Source organism: Streptomyces melanosporofaciens, from assembly GCF_900105695.1.
GTDB lineage: Bacteria > Actinomycetota > Actinomycetes > Streptomycetales > Streptomycetaceae > Streptomyces > Streptomyces antimycoticus.
Genome location: NZ_FNST01000002.1, coordinates 7,646,105 through 7,666,748, shown reverse-complemented (window position 1 = coordinate 7,666,748; position 20,644 = coordinate 7,646,105). Strand labels below are relative to the sequence as shown.

At 71.7% G+C, this 20,644-nt stretch carries 2 protein-coding genes; both read right to left on the bottom strand.

Annotated features, from left to right (window positions below):
- Nucleotides 1-23: 23 nt before the first annotated feature.
- Entirely contained in the window at nucleotides 24-10,154 is a 10,131-nt protein-coding gene (locus tag BLV72_RS35470) for a type I polyketide synthase (RefSeq protein WP_093467517.1), read from the bottom strand.
- Nucleotides 10,155-10,236: 82 nt separating this feature from the next.
- A complete protein-coding gene (locus tag BLV72_RS35465) occupies nucleotides 10,237-20,610 on the bottom strand; it encodes a type I polyketide synthase (protein WP_425288549.1) in 10,374 nt (3,457 codons plus the stop codon).
- Nucleotides 20,611-20,644: the final 34 nt, after the last annotated feature.

The following is a 20,644-nucleotide window of genomic DNA, read 5'->3' as shown; positions in this document are numbered from 1 at the left end:
GTAGCTCCACACTTCCACGAACATCAAAGGTCTGCGCCGCCCAGTGCCCTCTGGACGAGGTCGTCGACATCCATCTCGTCGACAGCGCTGTTCATTTCTTCTTGGGGCACCGGCTCAGAACCGCTCTCCGAGATGTGGGCGAGTTCCAGCAGGGCGTCCATCAGTCCGGCCTCACGGAAACGCGCGAGCGGAATTGAGGCCAAGGCCTCTCGAATTCGGTCTTCTTCGGGGTCGTTCTGGTCAGCGCCACTGGCCTGCGGAAACATATTCGTCTCCAAATGCTCGGCCAGTACGGTGAGGTTCGGGAAGTCGAACGCCAACGTGGTCGGCAACTCCAGGCCGGTGATCGCGCCCAGACGGTTGCGGAGCTGTACGGCCGTCAGCGAGTCGAAGCCGAGCTCCCGGAACGACCGATCGCTCTCGATGGCGTCGGGGGTCGCATGCACCAGGACCGCGGCGACGTGCTGCCGGACCAGCTTGCGCAGGGAACGCTGACGCTTCGCCGAGGACAGCCCCTCCAGACTCGCGCGCAGCTCCGCCGCGGCCGATTCGGCCGGCTCAGGGTCAGCGGACGCCGACGCCACGTTCGACCGCCGCGGCTTCGTCAGCTCGCTCAGCATGGGGGTCGGCCGGGTTCCACCGAGCTCTTCGCCGAGGCGGTCCCATGCGGCGTCGGCCACAAGGACGAAGGTCTCGTCCACGTCGAGCGCGCGCTGGAGCGCGGAGATCGCCAAGTCGGGGTCCATCGGGGCCACGCCGCCGCGCGCCATGTGCGCTTCGAGGTCACCGTCGATGACCATGCCGCTGCCGGCCCAGGCACCCCAGGCGATGGAGACCGCCGGAAGCCCGTCCGCCCGCCGCTGGGCCGCCAGCGCGTCCAGGAACGCGTTGCCCGCCGCGTAGCTCCCCTGCCCCGGACCGCCTGTCGTGCCCGCCGCCGAGGAGAACAGCACGAACGCCGACAGATCCATCCCCGAGGTCAGCTCATGCAGATTCCGCGCCGCGTCCACCTTCGGACGCAACACCCCGGCCGCCCGCTCCACCGTCAGGGCGTCGATCACACCGTCGTCCAGCACACCCGCCGAATGGACCACGGCGGTCAGCGGGAACTGTGACGGAATCGCGTCCAACACCCCGGCCAGCTCCGCACGGTCGGCCGTGTCACACGCCGCCACCGTCACCCGGGCACCGAGCTCCTCCAGCTCCGCCTTCAACTCGGCGGCGCCCTCGGCCTCCATCCCACGACGGCTGGTCAGCACCAGATGCTCGGCGCCCGTACGCGCCAGCCACCGCGCCACATGGCCGCCCAGCGCACCCGTACCACCGGTCACCAGCACCGAACCACCCGGCCGCCAGCCATCCGTGGCCGTGCTGTCAGGCACCGAGGCCCGCACCAGCCGCTTGACGAAGACCCCCGAACCACGCACCGCCACCTGGTCCTCGGACTCCGCACCGGTCAGCACTCCGGCCAGCCGGGCCACCGCACGACTGTCGATGGTCTCGGGCAGGTCCACGACACCGCCCCAGCGCTGGGGATACTCCACTCCCACGATCCGCCCCAGCCCCCAGACCATCGCCTGTGTCGGGCTCATCAGCCGGTCGGAACGTCCCACCGACACCGCACCCCGCGTCCCGCACCACAGCGGAGCCACCACACCGGCGTCACCCAGCCCCTGGACCAGCGCCACCGTCGCCGCCAGCCCGGCCGGGACCACCTCGAACGACCCGTGCGCCGACTCATCCAGCCCGAGCAGCGAGAACACACCCGCCACCTCCGACGGATCCATCCCCGTCTCGTCAAGCGCCCCACGCAGCCGCTCCGTCATCACCTCACGGCCATCGGCCGCGTCGACGACCACGCGCACCACATACGCGCCGCGCCCGGCCAAACCATCCACCACGGAGGCGAGCAAGGCGTCGTCACCACAGACCTTGGGAACGGCGACCAGCCACGTGCCGGTGAGCGTGGCCTCAGCGGCGGACTCCACCGACTTCCAGACCACGCTGTGGCGCCAGCCGTCCACCGTGCTCCGCTCACGCCACTGACGGCGCCACGACGACAGCGCCGGAAGCAACGCGGTCAGGGACGACTGCTGCTCCGCGTCGTCCACCTCCAGGGTGCGGACCAGCGCCTCCAGGTCCTCGCGCTCGACGGCCTCCCAGAACCGGGCGTCCACCGCGTCCGCGCCCAGCCCCTCACCGCCGACGGGCACCTCACCGACCGGCGCGTCCAGCCAGTACCGCTGGCGCTGGAAGGCGTAGGTGGGCAGGTCGACCCGACGGGCGCCCCGTCCGGCGAACGCCGTCGGCCAGTCGACGCCGACCCCGCTGACATGCAGCTCGGCGGCGGAGGTCAGGAACTGCTCAGGTCCACCCTCATCACGCCGCAGCGTGCCGACGACCACGGCCCTCGCCCCGGCGGCCTCCACGGTCTGCTGCAACGGCAGCATGAGGACGGGATGCGGGCTCGCCTCGATGAATACGCCGTGCCCGCTGTCGAGCAGGGTGCGGGTGGTGGCCTCCAGCTCAACCGTCTGCCGCAGATTGCGGTACCAGTACTCGGCGTCCAGACCGGCGGTGTCCACCAGCTCACCGAGCACCGTCGAGTAGAACGGCACCTCCGAGGAACGCGGCGCGATATCCGCCAGAACATTCAGCAACTCGTCGTGGATCGCCTCCACATGGGCCGAGTGTGAGGCGTAGTCCACCGGAACCCGGCGGACCCGGATCTCCTCACCCTCGAGCTGCGCGACCATCTCATCGAGCGCCCCCGGGTCACCGGAGACCACGACCGAGCCGGGGCCGTTGACCGCGGCGACGGATATCCCGCCGTCCCAGGCGGCGATGCGCTCCTTGACCTGGTCGACCGGCAGCCCGACCGACACCATGCCACCACGACCGGCCAGACCCACCGCGATGGCCTGCGACCGCAACGCCACCACCTTCGCGGCATCCTCCAGCGACAGCGCACCCGCGACACAGGCCGCCGCGATCTCACCCTGGCTGTGCCCCATCACGGCATCCGGCTCCACACCGACCGAACGCCACAGCTTCGCCAACGACACCATCACCGCGAACAACACCGGCTGAACGACATCCACCCGGTCAAAACCAGGAGCGCCCTCGGCGCCACGCAGCACATCCGTCAGCGACCAATCCACATGAGCCGACAACGCCGACTCACACTCACCGATCGCCTCCGCGAACACCGGCGAGGACTCCAACAGCCCCACCGCCATGCCCACCCACTGCGCACCCTGCCCCGGGAACACGAACACCGAGCGCCCCCGCACATCCGCCACACCACGCGTCACACCAGGGGCAGCCTCGTCCGCGGCCAACGCGCCCAGCCGCGCCAGGAGCGCCTCACGATCAGCACCCGTCACCACCCCACGGTGCTCAAACGGGGACCTGGTCGTCGCCAGCGACAGCGCCACATCCGAAACGCCCAGCTCCGGGCGGGCCGCCACGAACTCCCGCAACCGCCCGGCCTGTGCCTGCAGACCGGCCACGCTGCGGCCCGACACCACCCAGGCCACCGGGCCCTCGGCGACCTCGGCGTCGGCGACCTCGGCCGCCTCGTCCTCCGGAGCCTGCTCCAGAATGGTGTGCGCGTTCGTCCCGCTCACACCGAACGACGACACGGCGGCCCGACGCGGATGTCCGGTCTCCGGCCACTGGGCGGCCTCGGTCAGCAGTCGCACGTCACCCGCCGACCAATCCACCTCCTTCGACGGCTCATCGATGTGCAGCGTCTTCGGCACCACTCCGTGCCGCATCGCCATCACCATCTTGATCACGCCGGCCACACCGGCAGCGGCCTGGGTATGACCGAGGTTCGACTTCAACGCGCCCAGCAGCAGCGGCTGCCCCTCGGGCCGCCCTTGCCCGTACGTCGCCAGCACTGCCTGTGCCTCGATCGGGTCACCGAGCGGCGTGCCGGTCCCGTGCGCCTCCACGACGTCCACGTCGGCCGCCGGCAGGTGAGCACTCGCCAGCGCCTGGCGGATCACGCGCTGCTGCGAGGGGCCGTTCGGGGCCGTCAGGCCGTTGCTCGCGCCGTCCTGGTTGACGGCCGAGCCACGGACCACCGCCAGCACCGGGTGGCCATGGCGCCGGGCGTCCGACAGGCGTTCCAGGAGCAGCATGCCCGCACCCTCGGACCAGCCCGTGCCGTCCGCCGCTTCCGCGAACGGCTTGCATCGGCCGTCGGGAGAGAGTCCCCGCTGCCGGCTGAACTCGACGAACACATTCGGCGACGACATCACCGTGACACCGCCGGCCAGTGCCAGGTCGCACTCGCCCTGGCGCAGCGCCTGGGCCGCCAGGTGCAGCGCCACCAGCGAGGAGGAGCACGCGGTGTCCACCGTCACCGCCGGCCCCTCGAGACCGAAGGTGTACGAGATGCGGCCGGACGCGACACTGCCCGCGCTGCCGGTGCCGAGGGAGCCCTCGAAGCCCTCCGGGGGGTTCCCCTGCAGACGAGTGGCGTAGTCGTTGTACATGACGCCGACGAAGACGCCGGAGCGGCTGCCCCGGTTGGCCACGGGATCGATGCCCGCCCGCTCGAACGCCTCCCACGACGTCTCCAGCAGCAGTCGCTGCTGCGGGTCCATCGACAGCGCCTCACGCGGCGAGATCCCGAAGAACGCCGGGTCGAACTGGTCGGCGTCATGGAGGAATCCGCTGTTGCGTACGTAGTACGTGCCCTCCCGGTCGGGGTCCGGGTCGTACATCCCGTCGAGGTCCCAGCCACGGTTGGACGGGAACTCGGACACCGCGTCCGTGCCGGACATCACCAGCTGCCACAGTTCCTCCGGGGTCCGGACCCCGCCCGGGAGACGGCAGCTCATGCTCACGATCACGATGGGGTCGCTGTCCACCGGTGTGCCCGCCGCGGCCACCACGCCCGCGCCCGCCGAGGTGGTGGCGCCGTCGGTGCCCAGGATTTCGTCGCGCAGGTGGCCGACGAGTGCCATCGGGGTCGGATAGTCGAAAACCAGCGTGGCGGACAGTCGCAGGCCGGTCTCGGCGGTGAGCCGGTTCCTCAGATCGACGGCCATCAGTGAGTCGAAGCCGAGTTCCTTGAAGGGCTGCCGCGTGTTCACCGTTTCGGGGGTGGCGTGCCCGAGGGCGGCCGCGGTCTGAACGCGGATCAGCTCCAACAGCGTCTCGTCCTGCGATGTCCGCGGCAGCCCCGCGAGGCGGCGGCGCAGTTCGTCGGGAAGACTTCCGCTCTGCTCCGAGCGCGCGGTACGGCGTGTCGTCACGTTGGGCACGACGTTGCGGAACACGGCGGGGAGTTCGGCGCCCTGCGCACGCAGCGTGGGGATGTCCAGCCGCAGCGGCACCGGCACGCTTTCGTCCGACGCCAGCGCGGCATCGAACAGTTCGAGCCCCTCCTCGGAGGAGAGCGGCACCAGACCCGAACGCGACACCCTGCGCAGGTCGTCCTCGCCGAGGTGTCCGGTCATGCCGCTGGCCTCGGCCCATAGACTCCACGCCATCGACACGCCCGGCAGCCCCTGGGCCCGGCGCCAGGACGCCAGACCGTCCAGGAACACATTCGCCGCCGCGTAGTTGCTCTGCCCCGCGCCGCCCAGCACACCGGTGGCCGAGGAGAACAGCACGAACGCCGACAGGTCCGTCCCCGCCGTCAGCTCATGCAGATTCCACGCCGCGTCCACCTTCGCCCGCAACACCGGCTCGACCCGCTCACGGGTCAGCGACGTCAGCAAACCGTCATCGAGCACACCCGCCGCATGCACCACACCACTCAGACCAAAGCCCTCCGGCAACCCCGACAACACCCCGGCCAGAGCCGCACGGTCCGCGGCATCACACGCCGCGATCACCACCTCGGCACCGGCGGCCTCCAACCCGGCCCGCAACTCGACCGCACCCTCGGCCTCCGCACCACGACGGGACAGCAACACCAGCTTCCCGACACCATGCCGGGCCACCAGATGCCGCGCCACCACACCACCCAGAACACCCGTACCACCCGTCACCAGCACCGCACCCGAGCCAAACCCGCCCGACTCCGGAACCTCGCCCGAGGGCAGCACCCGGCCCAGACGCGGCACCCGCACCGCGCCCGACCGCACCACCAGCTGCTCCTCACCCCGAGCCAGCAGCCCGGGAAGAAGACCATCGACGCCATCCAGCTCATCGGTGTCCACCAGCACCAGACGCCCGGGGTTCTCCGCCTGCGCGGACCGCACCAAACCCCACACCGCGGCCCCCGCCAGATCCGTCACACCAGCGCCGTCACCCACGTCGACAGCGCCCCGGGTCACCACCACCAACCGGCCGTCAGCGGACCCCTGATCGGCCACCCACGACCTCACCCGGTCGAAGGCCGCAAGCACCTCCCCATACACCTCACCCACCACGTCCGCGCCGCTGGCAAGCACGCGCAGGACCTCAGCCTCCGGCACGGGCTCCGCCCGATCCACCGCAGGCGCGGGCACCCATTCCAGCCGGAACAGCGCATCCCGGGCCGCCCCGCCCGCAACCCTCAGTTGACCGGCCTCGACCGGCCGCAACGTCAAGGAGTCCACCGACGCCACCACACGCCCGGACTCGTCCCCGACCACCACCGACACCGCACCCGAGTTGCCCTGGGTCGCCGGAGCCAGCCTCACCCGCAGCGAGGACGCGCCGACCGCCCCGAGCGAGAATCCTCGCCACGAGAACGGCAGCAGACTGCCCGAACCATCCGCGAGAGCCTCGCTCACACCCATCGCGTGCAACGCCGCGTCGAACAGCGCCGGGTGCAAGCCGAACTGACCTGCCCGGTCCCGCTCCGCCTCCGGGAGCGACACCTCGGCGAACACCTCGTCGCCACGGCGCCAGGCACGCTTCAGCCCCTGGAAGACCGGGCCGTACTCCAACCCGTTCTCCGCGGCCCGCACATAATGCTCCGAAACCTCCGCGACCTGAGCCGCCGCCGGAGGCCACACCCCGAAGTCAAAAAGGGTCTCGCCGGCGGCTTGGACCGGCGCGAGGGCCCCGCGGGCATGGCACACCCACGCCGCGGTCTCTCCCTCCGTTTCGTCCCGCGAGAACACACTCACCTCGCGGTAGCAGGAGGCATCCGCCTCTCCCACCTCGACCTGAAGGCGCACCCCGCCCTTCTCGGGCACGATCAGCGGTGCTTCCAGGATCAGTTCCTCGACCCGGCCACAGCCGACCTGGTCGCCCGCCTGCACCGCCAACTCCACGAACGCCGTTCCCGGCAGCAGCACGACCCCGTGCACGGCATGATCCGCCAGCCAGCCATGCGTGGCCAACGACAGCCGTCCGCTCAGCAGCACCCCGCCGCCGCTCGCCAGCGACACCACCGCACCCAGCAACGGATGGCCCAGCGAACCCAGCCCGACCGAACCCACATCGCCCACACCCGCGGGGGCTTCGAGCCAGTAACGGTCGCGCTGGAAGGCATAGGTCGGCAGCCCGACCCGCCGACCACCGCGCTCCTTCAGCGCGGCGGCCCAATCCACCTGGACGCCATGCGTGAACAGCTCGGCGGCAGAGGTCAGGAATCGCTGGAGTCCACCGTCGTCACGCCGCAGCGTGCCGAGAACCACGGCCTCCGCCTCAGCGGCCTCGACGGTCTGCTGCACCGGCAGCCGCAGCACGGGGTGGGGGCTCACCTCGACGAACGCCGCATGCCCGTCGGCGATCAGCCTGCGGGTGGTGGTCTCCAGCTCGACGGTCTGCCGCAGGTTCCGGTACCAGTACTCCGCGTCCAGACCGGCCGTGTCCATGGGCTCACCGGTCACCGTGGAGTAGAACGGCACCTCCGAGGAGCGCGGCGAGATGTCCGCCAGGACCTTCAGCAGCTCCTCACGGACCTCCTCCACCAGGACGGAGTGCGACGCGTAGTCGATGGCGACCCGGCGGACCCGGACCTCCTCGCCGTCGAACGCCGCGAACAGCTCGTCCAGCGCCTTCGCGTCACCCGCCACCACCACCGAACCCGGCCCGTTGACCGCGGCCACGGACACGGCGCCGTTCCAAGCGGCGATCCGCTCCCGCACCTGGTCGATCGGCAGTCCGATCGATACCAGTCCACCACGGCCGGCCAGTCCCGCCGCGATCACGCGCGATCGCAGCGCCACCACCTTGGCCGCGTCCTCCAGCGAGAGCGCACCCGCCACGCACGCGGCGGCGATCTCGCCCTGGCTGTGCCCCATCACCGCGTCCGGCAGCACACCCACCGAACGCCACAGCCTCGCCAGGGACACCATGACCGCGAAGAGCACGGGCTGAACGACGTCCTCCCGGTCATAGCCGGGGGCACCGTCGGCGCCGCGCAACACCTCGGCCAGCGACCAGTCCACATGAGGCGCCAACGCGGCCTCACACTCGGCCATCGCCTCCGCGAACACGGGCGAGGACTCCATCAGCCCGACCGCCATGCCCACCCACTGCGCACCCTGACCGGGGAACACGAAAACGGAGCGGCCGGGAGTCGCGCTTTCGCCCACCACCACGCCCGGATGAGCGGATTTCTCCGCCACCGCGCCGAGGCCCGCCAGCAATTCCTGCCGGTCGCTGCCCACCACCACCGCTCGGTGCTCCAGCACCGACCGAGTCGTCACCAACGACAGTGCGACGTCGGCCGCACCGTACTCCGGGCGCTCCGCCACGAAGTCCCGCAGCCGTCCGGCCTGCGCCCGCAATCCCTCGGCACCGCGCCCGGATACCACCCAGGCCACCGGACCGTCGACGCCCTCGGTCCCGGCGGCCTCGACCGCCTCGGCCTCGGGGGCCTGCTCCAGGATCACATGTGCGTTCGTCCCGCTCACGCCGAACGAGGACACGCCAACCCTGCGCGGCTCCCCCGTCGCCGGCCACGGGGTCGGCTCGGTCAGCAGTGACACCGCCCCCGCCGACCAGTCCACATGCTCCGACGGCTCTTCCACGTGCAGGGTCTTCGGCAGCACACCGTGCCGCATGGCCATCACCATCTTGATGACGCCACCCACACCGGCGGCCGCCTGCGTGTGCCCCATGTTCGACTTCAACGAGCCCAGCCACAACGGCCGGTCCGCCCCGGGGCGCTCCTTGCCGTAGGTGGCCAGCAGCGCCTGCGCCTCGATCGGGTCGCCCAGCGTCGTACCCGTGCCGTGTGCCTCCACCGCGTCCACCTCGGACGCCGACAGGCCCGCGTTCCGCAGTGCGTCGCGGATCACCCGCTGTTGCGAGGGACCGTTCGGCGCGGTCAACCGGCTGCTCGCGCCGTCCTGGTTGACGGCGGCGCCCCGGACCACGGCCAGCACCTGGTGTCCGTTGCGCCGCGCGTCGGACAGCCGCTCCAGCAGCAGCACACCGGCGCCCTCGGCCCATGAGGTGCCGTCGGCCGCGTTCGAGAACGACTTGCAGCGTCCGTCCACGGCGAGTCCGCGCAGTCGGCTGAACTCGATGAACACCTCTGGAGTCGCCATCATGGCCACGCCGCCGGCCAGCGCCAGCGAGCAGTCGCCCTTGCGGAGCGCCTGCATGGCCAGGTGGAGCGCCACGAGCGACGAGGAGCACGCGGTGTCCACGGTCACCGCGGGGCCCTCGAAGCCGAAGGTGTAGGAGATGCGGCCGGACGCGATGCTTCCGGCGCTGCCGTTGCCCAGGTGGCCTTCGAGACCCTCCGGTATCGAGTGGATGCGGGAGCCGTAGTCGTTGTACATCACACCGACGAATACGCCGGTGCGGCTGCCGCGCATGGACGCCGGAGCGATGCCCGCCCGCTCCAGCGCCTCCCACGAGGTCTCCAGCAGCAGCCGCTGCTGCGGATCGGTCGCCAGCGCCTCGCGCGGACTCATGCCGAAGAACGAGGCGTCGAAGCCGTTCGCGTCGTGCAGGAACCCGCCCTCACGCGTGTAGCTCTTGCCCGGCTTCTCCGGGTCCGGGTCGTACAGGTCCTCGTCCCATCCCCGGTCCACGGGGAAGGCGGAGACGGCGTCGGTACCCGAGGCGACCAGTTCCCACAGGTCTTCCGGCGTCTCGACCCCACCGGGATACCTGCACCCCATGCCGACGATCGCGATGGGTTCCCGGTCCCTGTCCTTGAGCTCCCTCAGCTCTTCACGGGTCTCGTGCAGGCTGGCCGTGGCGCGCTTGAGGTAGTCGCGCAGTTTGGTCTCACTCACCGCTTCTTGTCACTCCTCTGAGAACCCCGGACAGGGGTGGAAAGCCTTCGGCCGGCGACTTCTGGGGACGGGGGCGTCCACGTCACGAGAGCTCCTCGTCGAGGAAGTCAAAGATCTCGTCGTCGGTCGCCGACTCGAACCTGTCGGCGGCAGCGACCCCACCGTTCGTTGTCTGTGTCTGCTGCGCGCCCAGCTTCGCCAGGACCTGCTGCAGGCGTGCGGTGAGGCGTTCCCTGGCGGCCTCGTCCGCCACCACCTCGGCGAAGGAGCTCTCCAGCTTCTCCAGCTCCGACAGGACCGGCAGCACCACCGATCCGTCCGTCTCTCCGTCGACGAGCTCTTCGGCCAGGTACCCGGCCAGCGCCCTGGAGGTCGTGTAGTCGAAGAGCAGCGTGGCGGGCAGCCGAAGGCCGGTCACCGTGCCCAGCTGGTTGCGCAGTCCGACCGCGGTCAGCGAGTCGAAGCCGAGGTCGAGGAAGCCGCGGTCCGGGGCGATCATGCGGGGGTTGTCGTGGCCCAGTGCCATGGCCGCGTGCTCGGTCACCAGCTCGAGGAGCGCCTGCTGCCGCGCGGCCGCGTCCAGCGAGCCGATACGACGACGCAGTTCGGCGGAGCCGGCGCCGGAACCGCCCGTGGACGTCCTCGCGGGGCCGCGGCGGGCGGTGGTCCGGATGATTCCCCGCAGCAGGGCCGGGATCGGCCCGTCCTGGGCTCGCCACGCCGAGGCGTCGAGCCGTGCCGGGACCAGGGTGGCCGCGTCGATGCCGCACGAGGTGTCGAACAGGGCCAGGGCCTCCGCGGACGCCATGGGGACCACGCCGTCCCGGGCGATGCGCCGCCTGTTGGCCTCGTCCAGCTTGCCGGTCATGCCGCTGCGCTCCTCCCACAGCCCCCAGGCGAGTGACTGGGCGGGAAGGCCCTCGGCCCGGCGCCGGTACGCGAACGCGTCCAGGAAGGCGTTGGCGGCGGCGTAGTTGGCCTGGCCCGGGCCGCCGAGCGTCCCGGAGAGCGAGGAGAAGAGCACGAACGCGGACAGGTCGAGGCCGGTGGTCAGCTCGTGCAGGTTGAGCACCGCGTCGACCTTGGGCCGCAGCACGCGGTCGACGCGCTCGGGAGTGAGTGCCTCGACGACGCCGTCGTCCAGTACGCCGGCGGTGTGCACCACGGCGGTGAGCGGGTGCTCGTCCGGCAGGGAGGCCAGGAGTGCTGCGAGGGCGTCGCGGTCGGCGGTGTCGCAGGCGGCGACCGTGGCGTGGGCGCCGAGATCCGTCAGCTCCGTGCGCAGGTCGGCCGCGCCGTCCGCGGCGAGGCCGCGGCGGCTGGCCAGCACGAGGTTGCGCACACCGTGCTCGCCGACGAGGTGCCGGGCGACCAGGCCCCCGAGGCCGGAGGCGGCTCCGGTGACCAGGACGGTGCCCTGCGGGTCCCAGGTGATGCCGGTCGTGGCCGTGTCCTGCTCGTCGCCGCGCGCCGGGACCCGGGCCAGCCTGCCGGCCAGGACCGTGCCGTCGCGGACCACGATCTGCGGCTCATCGGTGGTGAGCGCCGCCGGGAGGATCCGGCGTGAGCCGTCCTGGTCGTCCAGGTCGGCCAGGACGAACCGGTCGGGGTTCTCGGACTGGGCCGAGCGCACCAGGCCCCAGACGGCCGCGGCGGCGGGGTCGGCCACGTCGGTGTCCTCGCCGGCGGCGAGGGCTCCCCGGGTGAGGAACACCAGCCGGGAGGCGCCGAAGCGATCGTCGGCCAGCCAGCTCTTGAGCAGGTCGAGGGCGTGGTGGCCGGCTTCCCGTACCGCCTCCCCCAGGTCCTGCGTCCGGTGGGTGCCGGACTCGGTGGAGGCCAGGACGACGTCGGGCGCGGTGACGCCCGCGTCGATGGCCTGGGCCAGGGCCGCGAGGTCCGGGTAGGTGTCCACGGTGCCATCGGCCGATCCGAGGACACCGGCGACCTCGGCCCGGTCGGGTCCGACGAGGGCCCAGCGCCCGGCCGCCACGCCGTTCGGCTCCGGGGCGCGGGAGGTGTCCACGGGCACCCACTCGACCTGGTACAGCGACTCGTACGGCTGGGCGGAGTTCACCTGCTCCGGGGCCACGGGCCGCAGGACGAGGGAGTCGACCGTGACGACGAGTGCGCCGGAGGTGTCGGTGGCGTGCAGGGAGACGGTGTCCCCGCCGGCGCTCGCGAGCCGTACGCGCAGCGCGGACGCGCCACCGGCGTGGAGGGTCACCCCGTTCCACGAGAACGGAAGGGTGCTGCCGTCGGTGCCGGTGGGGTTGAACGCGACGGTGTGCAGCGAGGCGTCGAGCAGCGCCGGGTGCAGGCCGTACCGCGCGGCCTCGGCCTCCTGGGTCTCGGGCAGGTCGATCTCGGCGAAGATCTCGTCACCGCGGCGCCAGGCGGCTCGCAGCCCCTGGAAGGCCGGACCGTAGGCGAAGCCCACGTCGATGAAGCGGTCGTAGAGACCGTCCACGTCGATCGGCTTCGCCTCCGCGGGCGGCCATACGGCGAAGTCGGCGGCCACGGACTCCGCTGCCGTGGTGGAGGGGTCCCTGGTGAGCAGGCCGGTCGTGTGGCGTGTCCAGGGGTCGTCCGGCTGGGCGTCCTCGGACCTGGAGTACAGGTTGAGCGAACGGGCTCCGGACTCATCCGGCTCGCCCACGGTGAGCTGGATCTGGGCCGCGCCCCGTACGGGCAGGATCAGCGGCGTCTCGATGGTCAGCTCTTCCAGCCGCTCGTAGCCCACCTGCTCCGCCGCGCGCAGGGCCACTTCCACGAAGGCCGTGCCCGGGAAGAGCACCGTCTCCGCGAAGACGTGGTCGGCCAGCCACGGCTGAGTGGCGACGGACAGACGGCCGGTGAACAGGTAGGTGTCGGTGTCGGCCAGGGCGACGGCGGCGCCGAGGAGCGGATGGTCGGGCGAGTCCAGCCCCGCCGAGGTCACATCCCCGCCGGTGGCCGGCGCCGTCTCGAGCCAGTAGCGCTGCCGCTGGAAGGCGTAGGTGGGCAGCTCCACCCGCCGGGCGCCACGCCCGGCGAACACCGCGTCCCACTTCACCGTGGTGCCGTGGACGTGGAGTTCGGCCAGCGCCATGGTCAGCGACTGGATCTCGGGCCGGTCCTTGCGCAGCACGGACACGAGGGAGGGAGCGAGCCCGCCGTCGGACTCCTCAGCCGTCAGGCAGTCCTGGGCCATCGCGGTGAGCACACCATCGGGGCCCACCTCCACGAACGAGGTGACACCCAGCTTCTCCAGGGTCCGTACCCCGTCCGCGAACCGCACCGCCTCCCGCACATGGCGCACCCAGTACTCCGGCGAGCACACCTCATCGGTGTCCGCCGCTGTGCCGGTGACGTTGGAGACCAGGGAGAGGGTCGGCGGAGCGAACGACAGGCCCTCGACGACCTTGCGGAAGTCGCCGAGCACCCCGTCCATGCGCGGGGAGTGGAAGGCGTGGCTGACGCGCAGCCGGCGCGTCTTACGGCCCTCTCGCTCCCACTGTCCGGCGATCTCCAGCACCGCGGCCTCGTCGCCCGCGATGACCACGGCGGTCGGGCCGTTGATGGCGGCGATGCTCACCTCGGCCTCACGACCGGCCAGCGACGCCGCGATCTCCTCCTCGGGCGCCTGGACGGCCACCATCGCGCCGCCCTCGGGCATGGACTGCATCAGCCGGCCACGGGCGGCCACCAGCGCGCACGCGTCCTCCAGCGAGAACACTCCCGCCACATGTGCGGCGGCGATCTCGCCGATGGAGTGGCCGATCAGCACATCCGGGGTGATGCCCCAGTGCTCCAGCAGCCGGAACAGCGCCACCTCGATGGCGAAGAGCGCGGGCTGGGTGAACGCCGTCTGGTTCAGCAGCTCGGCATCCGCGCTGCCCTCGGCCGCGAACATCACCTCGGTGAGGGGACGGTCGAGCAGCACATCGAGATGCGCGCACACCTCGTCCAGCGCCTGGGCGAACACCGGGAAGGCGTCGTACAGCTCCCGTCCCATGCCCAGGCGCTGCGCACCCTGGCCCGAGAACAGGAACGCCGTCTTGTGCTCGGCCCGCGCCACGCCCTGGATCAGCGTGGCCGCGTTCCTGCCCTCCGCCAGCGCGTCGAGTCCGGACCGGAACTGGGCCGGCTCCTCGGCGACCACAACCGCGCGGTAGGGCAGGGCGGAACGGGTCGTCGCCAGCGAATAGCCGATGTCGGCGAGGTCGTCGGTGTGCGCGGTGGCCACACCCTCGAACTCGCGCAGCCGCGCGGCCTGAGCGCTCAGCGCGTCGGGGCTTCCGCCGGAGAGCAGCCAGGGAACCACCGTGATGCCGGCCGGGGCACCGGCGGCCTCGCCGCCGGTCTCCTGCGACGGTGTCTCCGCGACGTCGGCCGCCTCGATGATGGTGTGCGCGTTGGTGCCGCTGATCCCGAAGGACGACACGGCCGCCCGGCGCGGGCGGTCCGTCTCCGGCCACGGGGTCGCCTCGGTCAGGAGGGACACCGCGCCGCTGGTCCAGTCGACGTGCGGCGAGGGCTCGTCCGCGTGGAGCGTCTTGGGCAGCACGCCCTCACGCATGGCCATCACCATCTTGATGACCCCGGCCACACCGGCCGCCGCCTGGGTGTGCCCGATGTTCGACTTGATGGAGCCCAGCCACAGCGGCTCGTCCTCCGGCCGCCCCTGGCCGTAGGTGGCCAGCAGCGCCTGCGCCTCGATCGGGTCACCGAGCGAGGTGCCCGTGCCATGGGCTTCCACCGCGTCCACATCGGCGGCCGACAGGCCCGCGCTCTCCAGCGCCTTGCCGATCACCCGCTGCTGCGACGGCCCGTTGGGCGCCGTCAGACCGTTGGACGCGCCGTCCTGGTTGATCGCCGAACCCCGGACGACGGCCAGCACCTGGTGGCCGTTGCGCCGGGCGTCCGACAGCCGCTCCACCAGCAGCAGGCCCACGCCCTCGGACCAGCCGGTGCCATCGGCCTCGGCGGAGAACGCCTTGCACCGTCCGTCCGGCGACAGCACCCGCTGGGAGCTGAACTCGACGAACGTGCCCGGTGTGGCCATGATCGTCACACCGCCGGCCAGCGCCATGTCGCACTCGCCCTGGCGCAGCGACTGCGCGGCCAGGTGCAGGGCGACCAGCGACGAGGAGCACGCGGTGTCCACCGTCACGGCCGGGCCCTCGAAACCGAAGGTGTAGGAGAGGCGGCCGGAGGCGACGCTCGACGCGCTGCCGAGTCCGAGATAGCCCTGCACACCGTCCGGCGCGCTGATGGCCCGGCCGCTGTAGTCCTGGTAGTTCGAGCCGATGAAGACGCCCGCCTGGCTGCCGCGCAACGCCGCCGGGTCGATGCCGGCGCGCTCGAACGCCTCCCAGGACGTCTCCAGCAGCAGCCGCTGCTGCGGGTCCATGGCCAGGGCCTCGCGCGGGTTGATCCCGAAGAAGTCCGGGTCGAAGTCGGTGATGTTGTCGAGGAATCCGCCGGTGAGGGCGTAGGTCTTGCCCGGCTTGTCGGGGTCGGGGTCGTACAGCCCCTCGAGGTCCCAGCCACGGTCGTCGGGGAATCCGGAGATCGTGTCGACTCCGGCGTTCACCACGTCCCAGAGCTGCTCGGGGGTCCGCACACCGCCGGGGAACCGGCAGCTCATCGCCACGATCGCGATGGGCTCGTCGAACGAGTCCGATCGGGTCGGCGTCGTCTCGGCGGAGCCGCCTTCCTCGGTGCCGAACATCTCGCCGTGCAGGAACCGTGCCAGCACGGTGGGCGTGGGGTAGTCGAAGACCAGGCTGACGGGCAGCCGCAGCCCGGTCGCCGCGCCGATCCGGTTGCGCAGTTCAACGGCGGTCAGCGAGTCGAAGCCGAGGTCACGGAAGGCACGGTCCGACGCGACCGCGTCCGCGCTGTCGTGCGCGAGGACGTCGGCGGCCTGGGCCCGCACCAGGTCCCGCAGCGCTCCTTCGCGCTTCTCCCGGGGCATGGCTTCCAGCCGGTCGTGGAGTTCCGCCCGCTCGGGGGCGGCACTGCCCGCCGTGAGCTGCTGCCCCGTGGCCGCGCTCGGCACGTTCCGCAGCCGGCGGAAGAGGGGAGTGTCGGCGGAGTCCGCCGCGAAGCGTGCCCAGTCGATGTCCGCGACCGCGAGGAACGTCTCGTCGTGGTCCAGTGCCTGCTGCAGCGCCGAAATCGCCAGCTCGGGGGGCATGGCCAGGATCCCCGATCGGCTCATCTGCTCGCCGACCTCGTCCGTGACGAGGCCGCCTCCGGCCCAGGCGCCCCAGGCGATGGACGTGGCCGGAAGGCCGTCCGCACGCCGCTGGGCCGCCAGCGCGTCCAGGAACGCGTTGCCCGCGGCGTAACTGCCCTGCCCCGGATTGCCCAACGTGGCCGCCGCCGAGGAGAACAGCACGAACGCCGACAGGTCCATCCCGGCGGTCAGCTCATGCAGATTCCGGGTGGCGTCCACCTTCGGACGCAGCACCCCGGCCGCCCGCTCCACCGTCAGGGCGTCCACCACACCGTCGTCCAGCACACCGGCCGTATGCACCACGGCGGTCAGCGGGAACTCCTGCGGAATCGCGTCCAGCACCGCGGCCAGCTCCGCACGGTCCGCGGCGTCACACGCCGCCACCGTCACCCGGGCGCCCAGGGTCTCCAGCTCCGCCTTCAACTCGGCGGCGCCCTCGGCCTCCATGCCACTGCGGCTCGTCAGCACCAGATGCTCGGCGCCCGTACGCGCCAGCCACCGCGCCACATGGCCGCCCAGCGCACCCGTACCACCGGTCACCAGCACCGAACCACTCGGCCGCCAGCCATCCGCGGTCGTGGCATCAGGCGCGGAGGCCCGCGCCAGCCGCTTGGCGAAGACGCCGGACCCGCGCACCGCGACCTGGTCCTCGCCCTCCGCGCCCGCGAGCACTCCGGCCAGCCGGGCGACCGCGCGGGTGTCCATGGTCTCGGGCAGGTCCACGACGCCGCCCCAGCGCTGGGGGTACTCCGCCTCCAGAGTCCGGCCCAGGCCCCACACCATGGACTGCACCGGGCTCACCAGCCGGTCGGAGCGGCCCACCGACACCGCACCCCGGGTGCCGCACCACAGCGGAGCCACCACATCCGCGTCGCCCAGCGCCTGAACCAGCGCCACCGTCGCCGCCAGCCCGGCCGGGACCACCGCGAAGGACTCATGCGCCGACTCGTCCAGCCCCAGCAGCGAGAACACACCCGCCACGGCCGACGGCTCCACGCCATCGAGGGCCCCGCGCAGCCGCTCCGCAATCACCTCACGGTCATCCGCTGCCCCGACAGCCACCCGAACCACATGCGCACCGCGCCCGGCCAGTCCGTCCAGCACGGTGGCGACCGAAGCGTCGTCACCGCAGGCTTCCGGAACGGCCACGAGCCAGGTGCCCGAGAGCGTGGTCTCGGACGCGGAGGCCAGTGGCTTCCAGACCGCCTGGTAACGCCAGCCGTCCACCTTGTTCTGCTCACGCCGCTGACGGCGCCAGGACGACAGCGCCGGAAGCAACGCCGTCAACGACGACTGCTGCTCCTCGTCCTCCACCTCCAGGGTGCGGACCAGCGCCTCCAGATCCTCGCGCTCCACCGCCTCCCAGAAGCGCACATCCACCGCATCCGCGCTCAAGCCGCCACCGGCGGCTGCCACCTCGGCAGCCGAGGTGGCGTCCAGCCAGTACCGCTGGCGCTGGAAGGCGTAGGTGGGCAGCTCGACGGGGCGGGCACCGGTCCCGGCGAACACCGTCCGCCAGTCCACGGCGATACCGCCGACGTGGGCCGCGGCCAGGGAGGTCAGGAACCGCTCCGGACCGCCTTCGTCACGGCGCAGCGAGCCGACGGCCGCCACGGGGGTGCCGTGGTCCTCGGCCGTCTGCTCGATGCCCACCGTCAGCACCGGATGGGCGCTGGCCTCCACGAACGTCTGGAAGCCTTCGTCCAGGAGCACCCGTACGGTCTCGTCGAAACGCACGGTCCCGCGCAGATTGCGGTACCAGTACCCGGCGTCCATCTCCGTGGTGTCCAGCACCCCGCCGGTCACCGTCGAGTAGAAGGGCACCGAGGAGGATCGCGGAGCGATCCCGGCCAGAGTGCGCCGGATCTCCTCTTCCAGGCTCTCGACGTGGGCGGAGTGCGAGGCGTAGTCCACCGGGATACGGCGCGCCCGGACCTCCTCCGCCTCACACGCCGTCAGCAGCTCCTCCAGCGCGTCGGCGTCACCGGAGACCACGACCGCCGAGGGCCCGTTCACCGCCGCCACCGACAGCCGCTCACCCCACGCCTCAAGGCGCTCCCGCACCGAGTCCACGGGCAGCGACACCGACACCATGCCCCCGCGCCCGGACAGCACGGGCAGCGCCTGACTGCGCAGGGCCACCACCTTCGCGGCGTCCTCCAGCGACAACGCACCCGCCACACACGCCGCCGCGATCTCACCCTGCGAATGACCGATCACGGCGGCGGGCTCGACACCGTAGGAGCGCCACAGCTCCGCCAGCGACACCATCACCGCCCACAGCACCGGCTGGACCACATCCACCCGCTCCAAGGCGGCCGCGGCACCCTCACCACCGCGCAACACCTCCACCAGCGACCAGTCCACGAACGGCGCCAACGCCGCCGCACACTCCTCGATCCGCCGGGCGAACACCGGCGAGGCGTCCAGCAGCCCCGCCGCCATCCCCACCCACTGCGAACCCTGACCGGGAAAGACGAACACAACCCCGGCACTGCGCCTGGCGACACCTTCGACCAGCCCCGAAGCGCCGCCGCCCGCGAGATGGTCAGTCAGAGCCCGGACGGCCTGCGCACGATCCTGGGCCAGCACCACCGCACGATGGTCAAAAGCGGTCCGGGTCGTGGCAAGCGACAGTCCGATGTCCCCGGCCGCCATCTCCGGATGCTGTTCCACATGGTCCAACAGGCGCCGGGCCTGGGCGCGCAGCGCCGCCTCGGACTTGCTCGACAACAGCCAGGGGATAAGCGGCAGCGCCGTCCGGGGTGCCTCCTCGGCCACCTCGGGGCCGGAGGCCGCCTCGGTGGCGTCGTCACTCGTCACGTCAGAGGCGGCGGACGGTGCCGGCGCCTGCTCGATGATGGCGTGGGCGTTGGTCCCGCTGATGCCGAAGGAGGACACCCCGGCCCGGCGCGGCTCCTCGCCCTCGGGCCACGCGGTGGCCTCGGTGAGAAGCTCGACCGTGCCCGTCGACCAGTCCACATGCGGCGACGGCTCGTCGATGTGCAAGGTGCGCGGCAGCACACCATGCCGCATCGCCAGCACCATCTTCATCACACCGGCCACGCCGGCGGCCGCCTGTGTATGGCCGATGTTGGACTTGACCGACCCCAGCAGCAGCGGATCACCCGCGGTGCGCTCACGGCCATAGGTGGCCAGCAGCGCCTGCGCCTCGATCGGATCGCCCAGCTTGGTACCCGTTCCGTGCGCCTCCACGGCGTCGACCTGCCCGGCCGTGAGCCCGGCGTTGGCCAGCGCCTGGCGGATCACCCGCTGCTGCGACGGGCCGTTGGGGGCGGACAGCGCACTGCTCGCGCCATCCTGGTTCGTCGCCGTCCCCCGGACAACCGCCAGCACCGGATGCCCATTTCGCCGCGCGTCGGAGAGCCGCTCCAGGAACAGCATCCCGGCACCCTCGGCGGCCCCGAAACCATCGGCCGCCGCCGAGAAGGGCTTGCAGCGGCCGTCCAGTGCGAGCCCGCGCTGCCGGCTGAAACCGACGAACGTACCCGGCGTGGCCATCACGCTCACACCACCGGCCAGGGCGAAGGAGCACTCCCCCTGACGCAGCGCCTGCACGGCAAGATGCAGAGCGACCAGCGACGACGAGCACGCGGTGTCCACCGTCACCGCCGGGCCCTCCAGCCCGAGCGTGTAGGCCACCCGCCCGGACACCACGCTGATCGCGCTGCCGGTCACCAGATGGCCCTCGACACCATCCGGCGCCTCATGCACCCGCGGCCCGTAGTCAGGGGCCACCGCCCCGAAGAAGACCCCGGACCGGCTGCCCCGCAGCGAGACCGGGTCGATACCCGCCCGCTCGATGGCCTCCCACGACGTCTCCAGCAGCAACCGCTGCTGCGGATCCATCGCCATCGCCTCACGCGGCGAGATCCCGAAGAAGTCGGCATCGAAGTCGCCGATGTCGTACAGGAATCCCCCCTCACGCGTATAGGAGGTACCCGACCGGTCAGGATCCGCGTCATAGAGCGAGTCGAGGTCCCAGCCACGGTCCTCGGGGAACGGCGTGATGGCGTCCTCGGCGCCGCTCAGCAACTGCCAGAACTCCTCGGGAGAACCCACCCCGCCGGGGAAACGGCAACTCATCCCGACAATCGCGATCGGCTCACGGGCCGCCGACTCCACATCCTGCAGACGCTGCCGCGCCTGGTGCAGATCAGCCGTCACCCGCCGGAGGTAGCCGAGCAGCTTTTCTTGTTCCGACATCAGAACCTCTCGGGGTCGCGCTTCGGGAGCGGGGTGG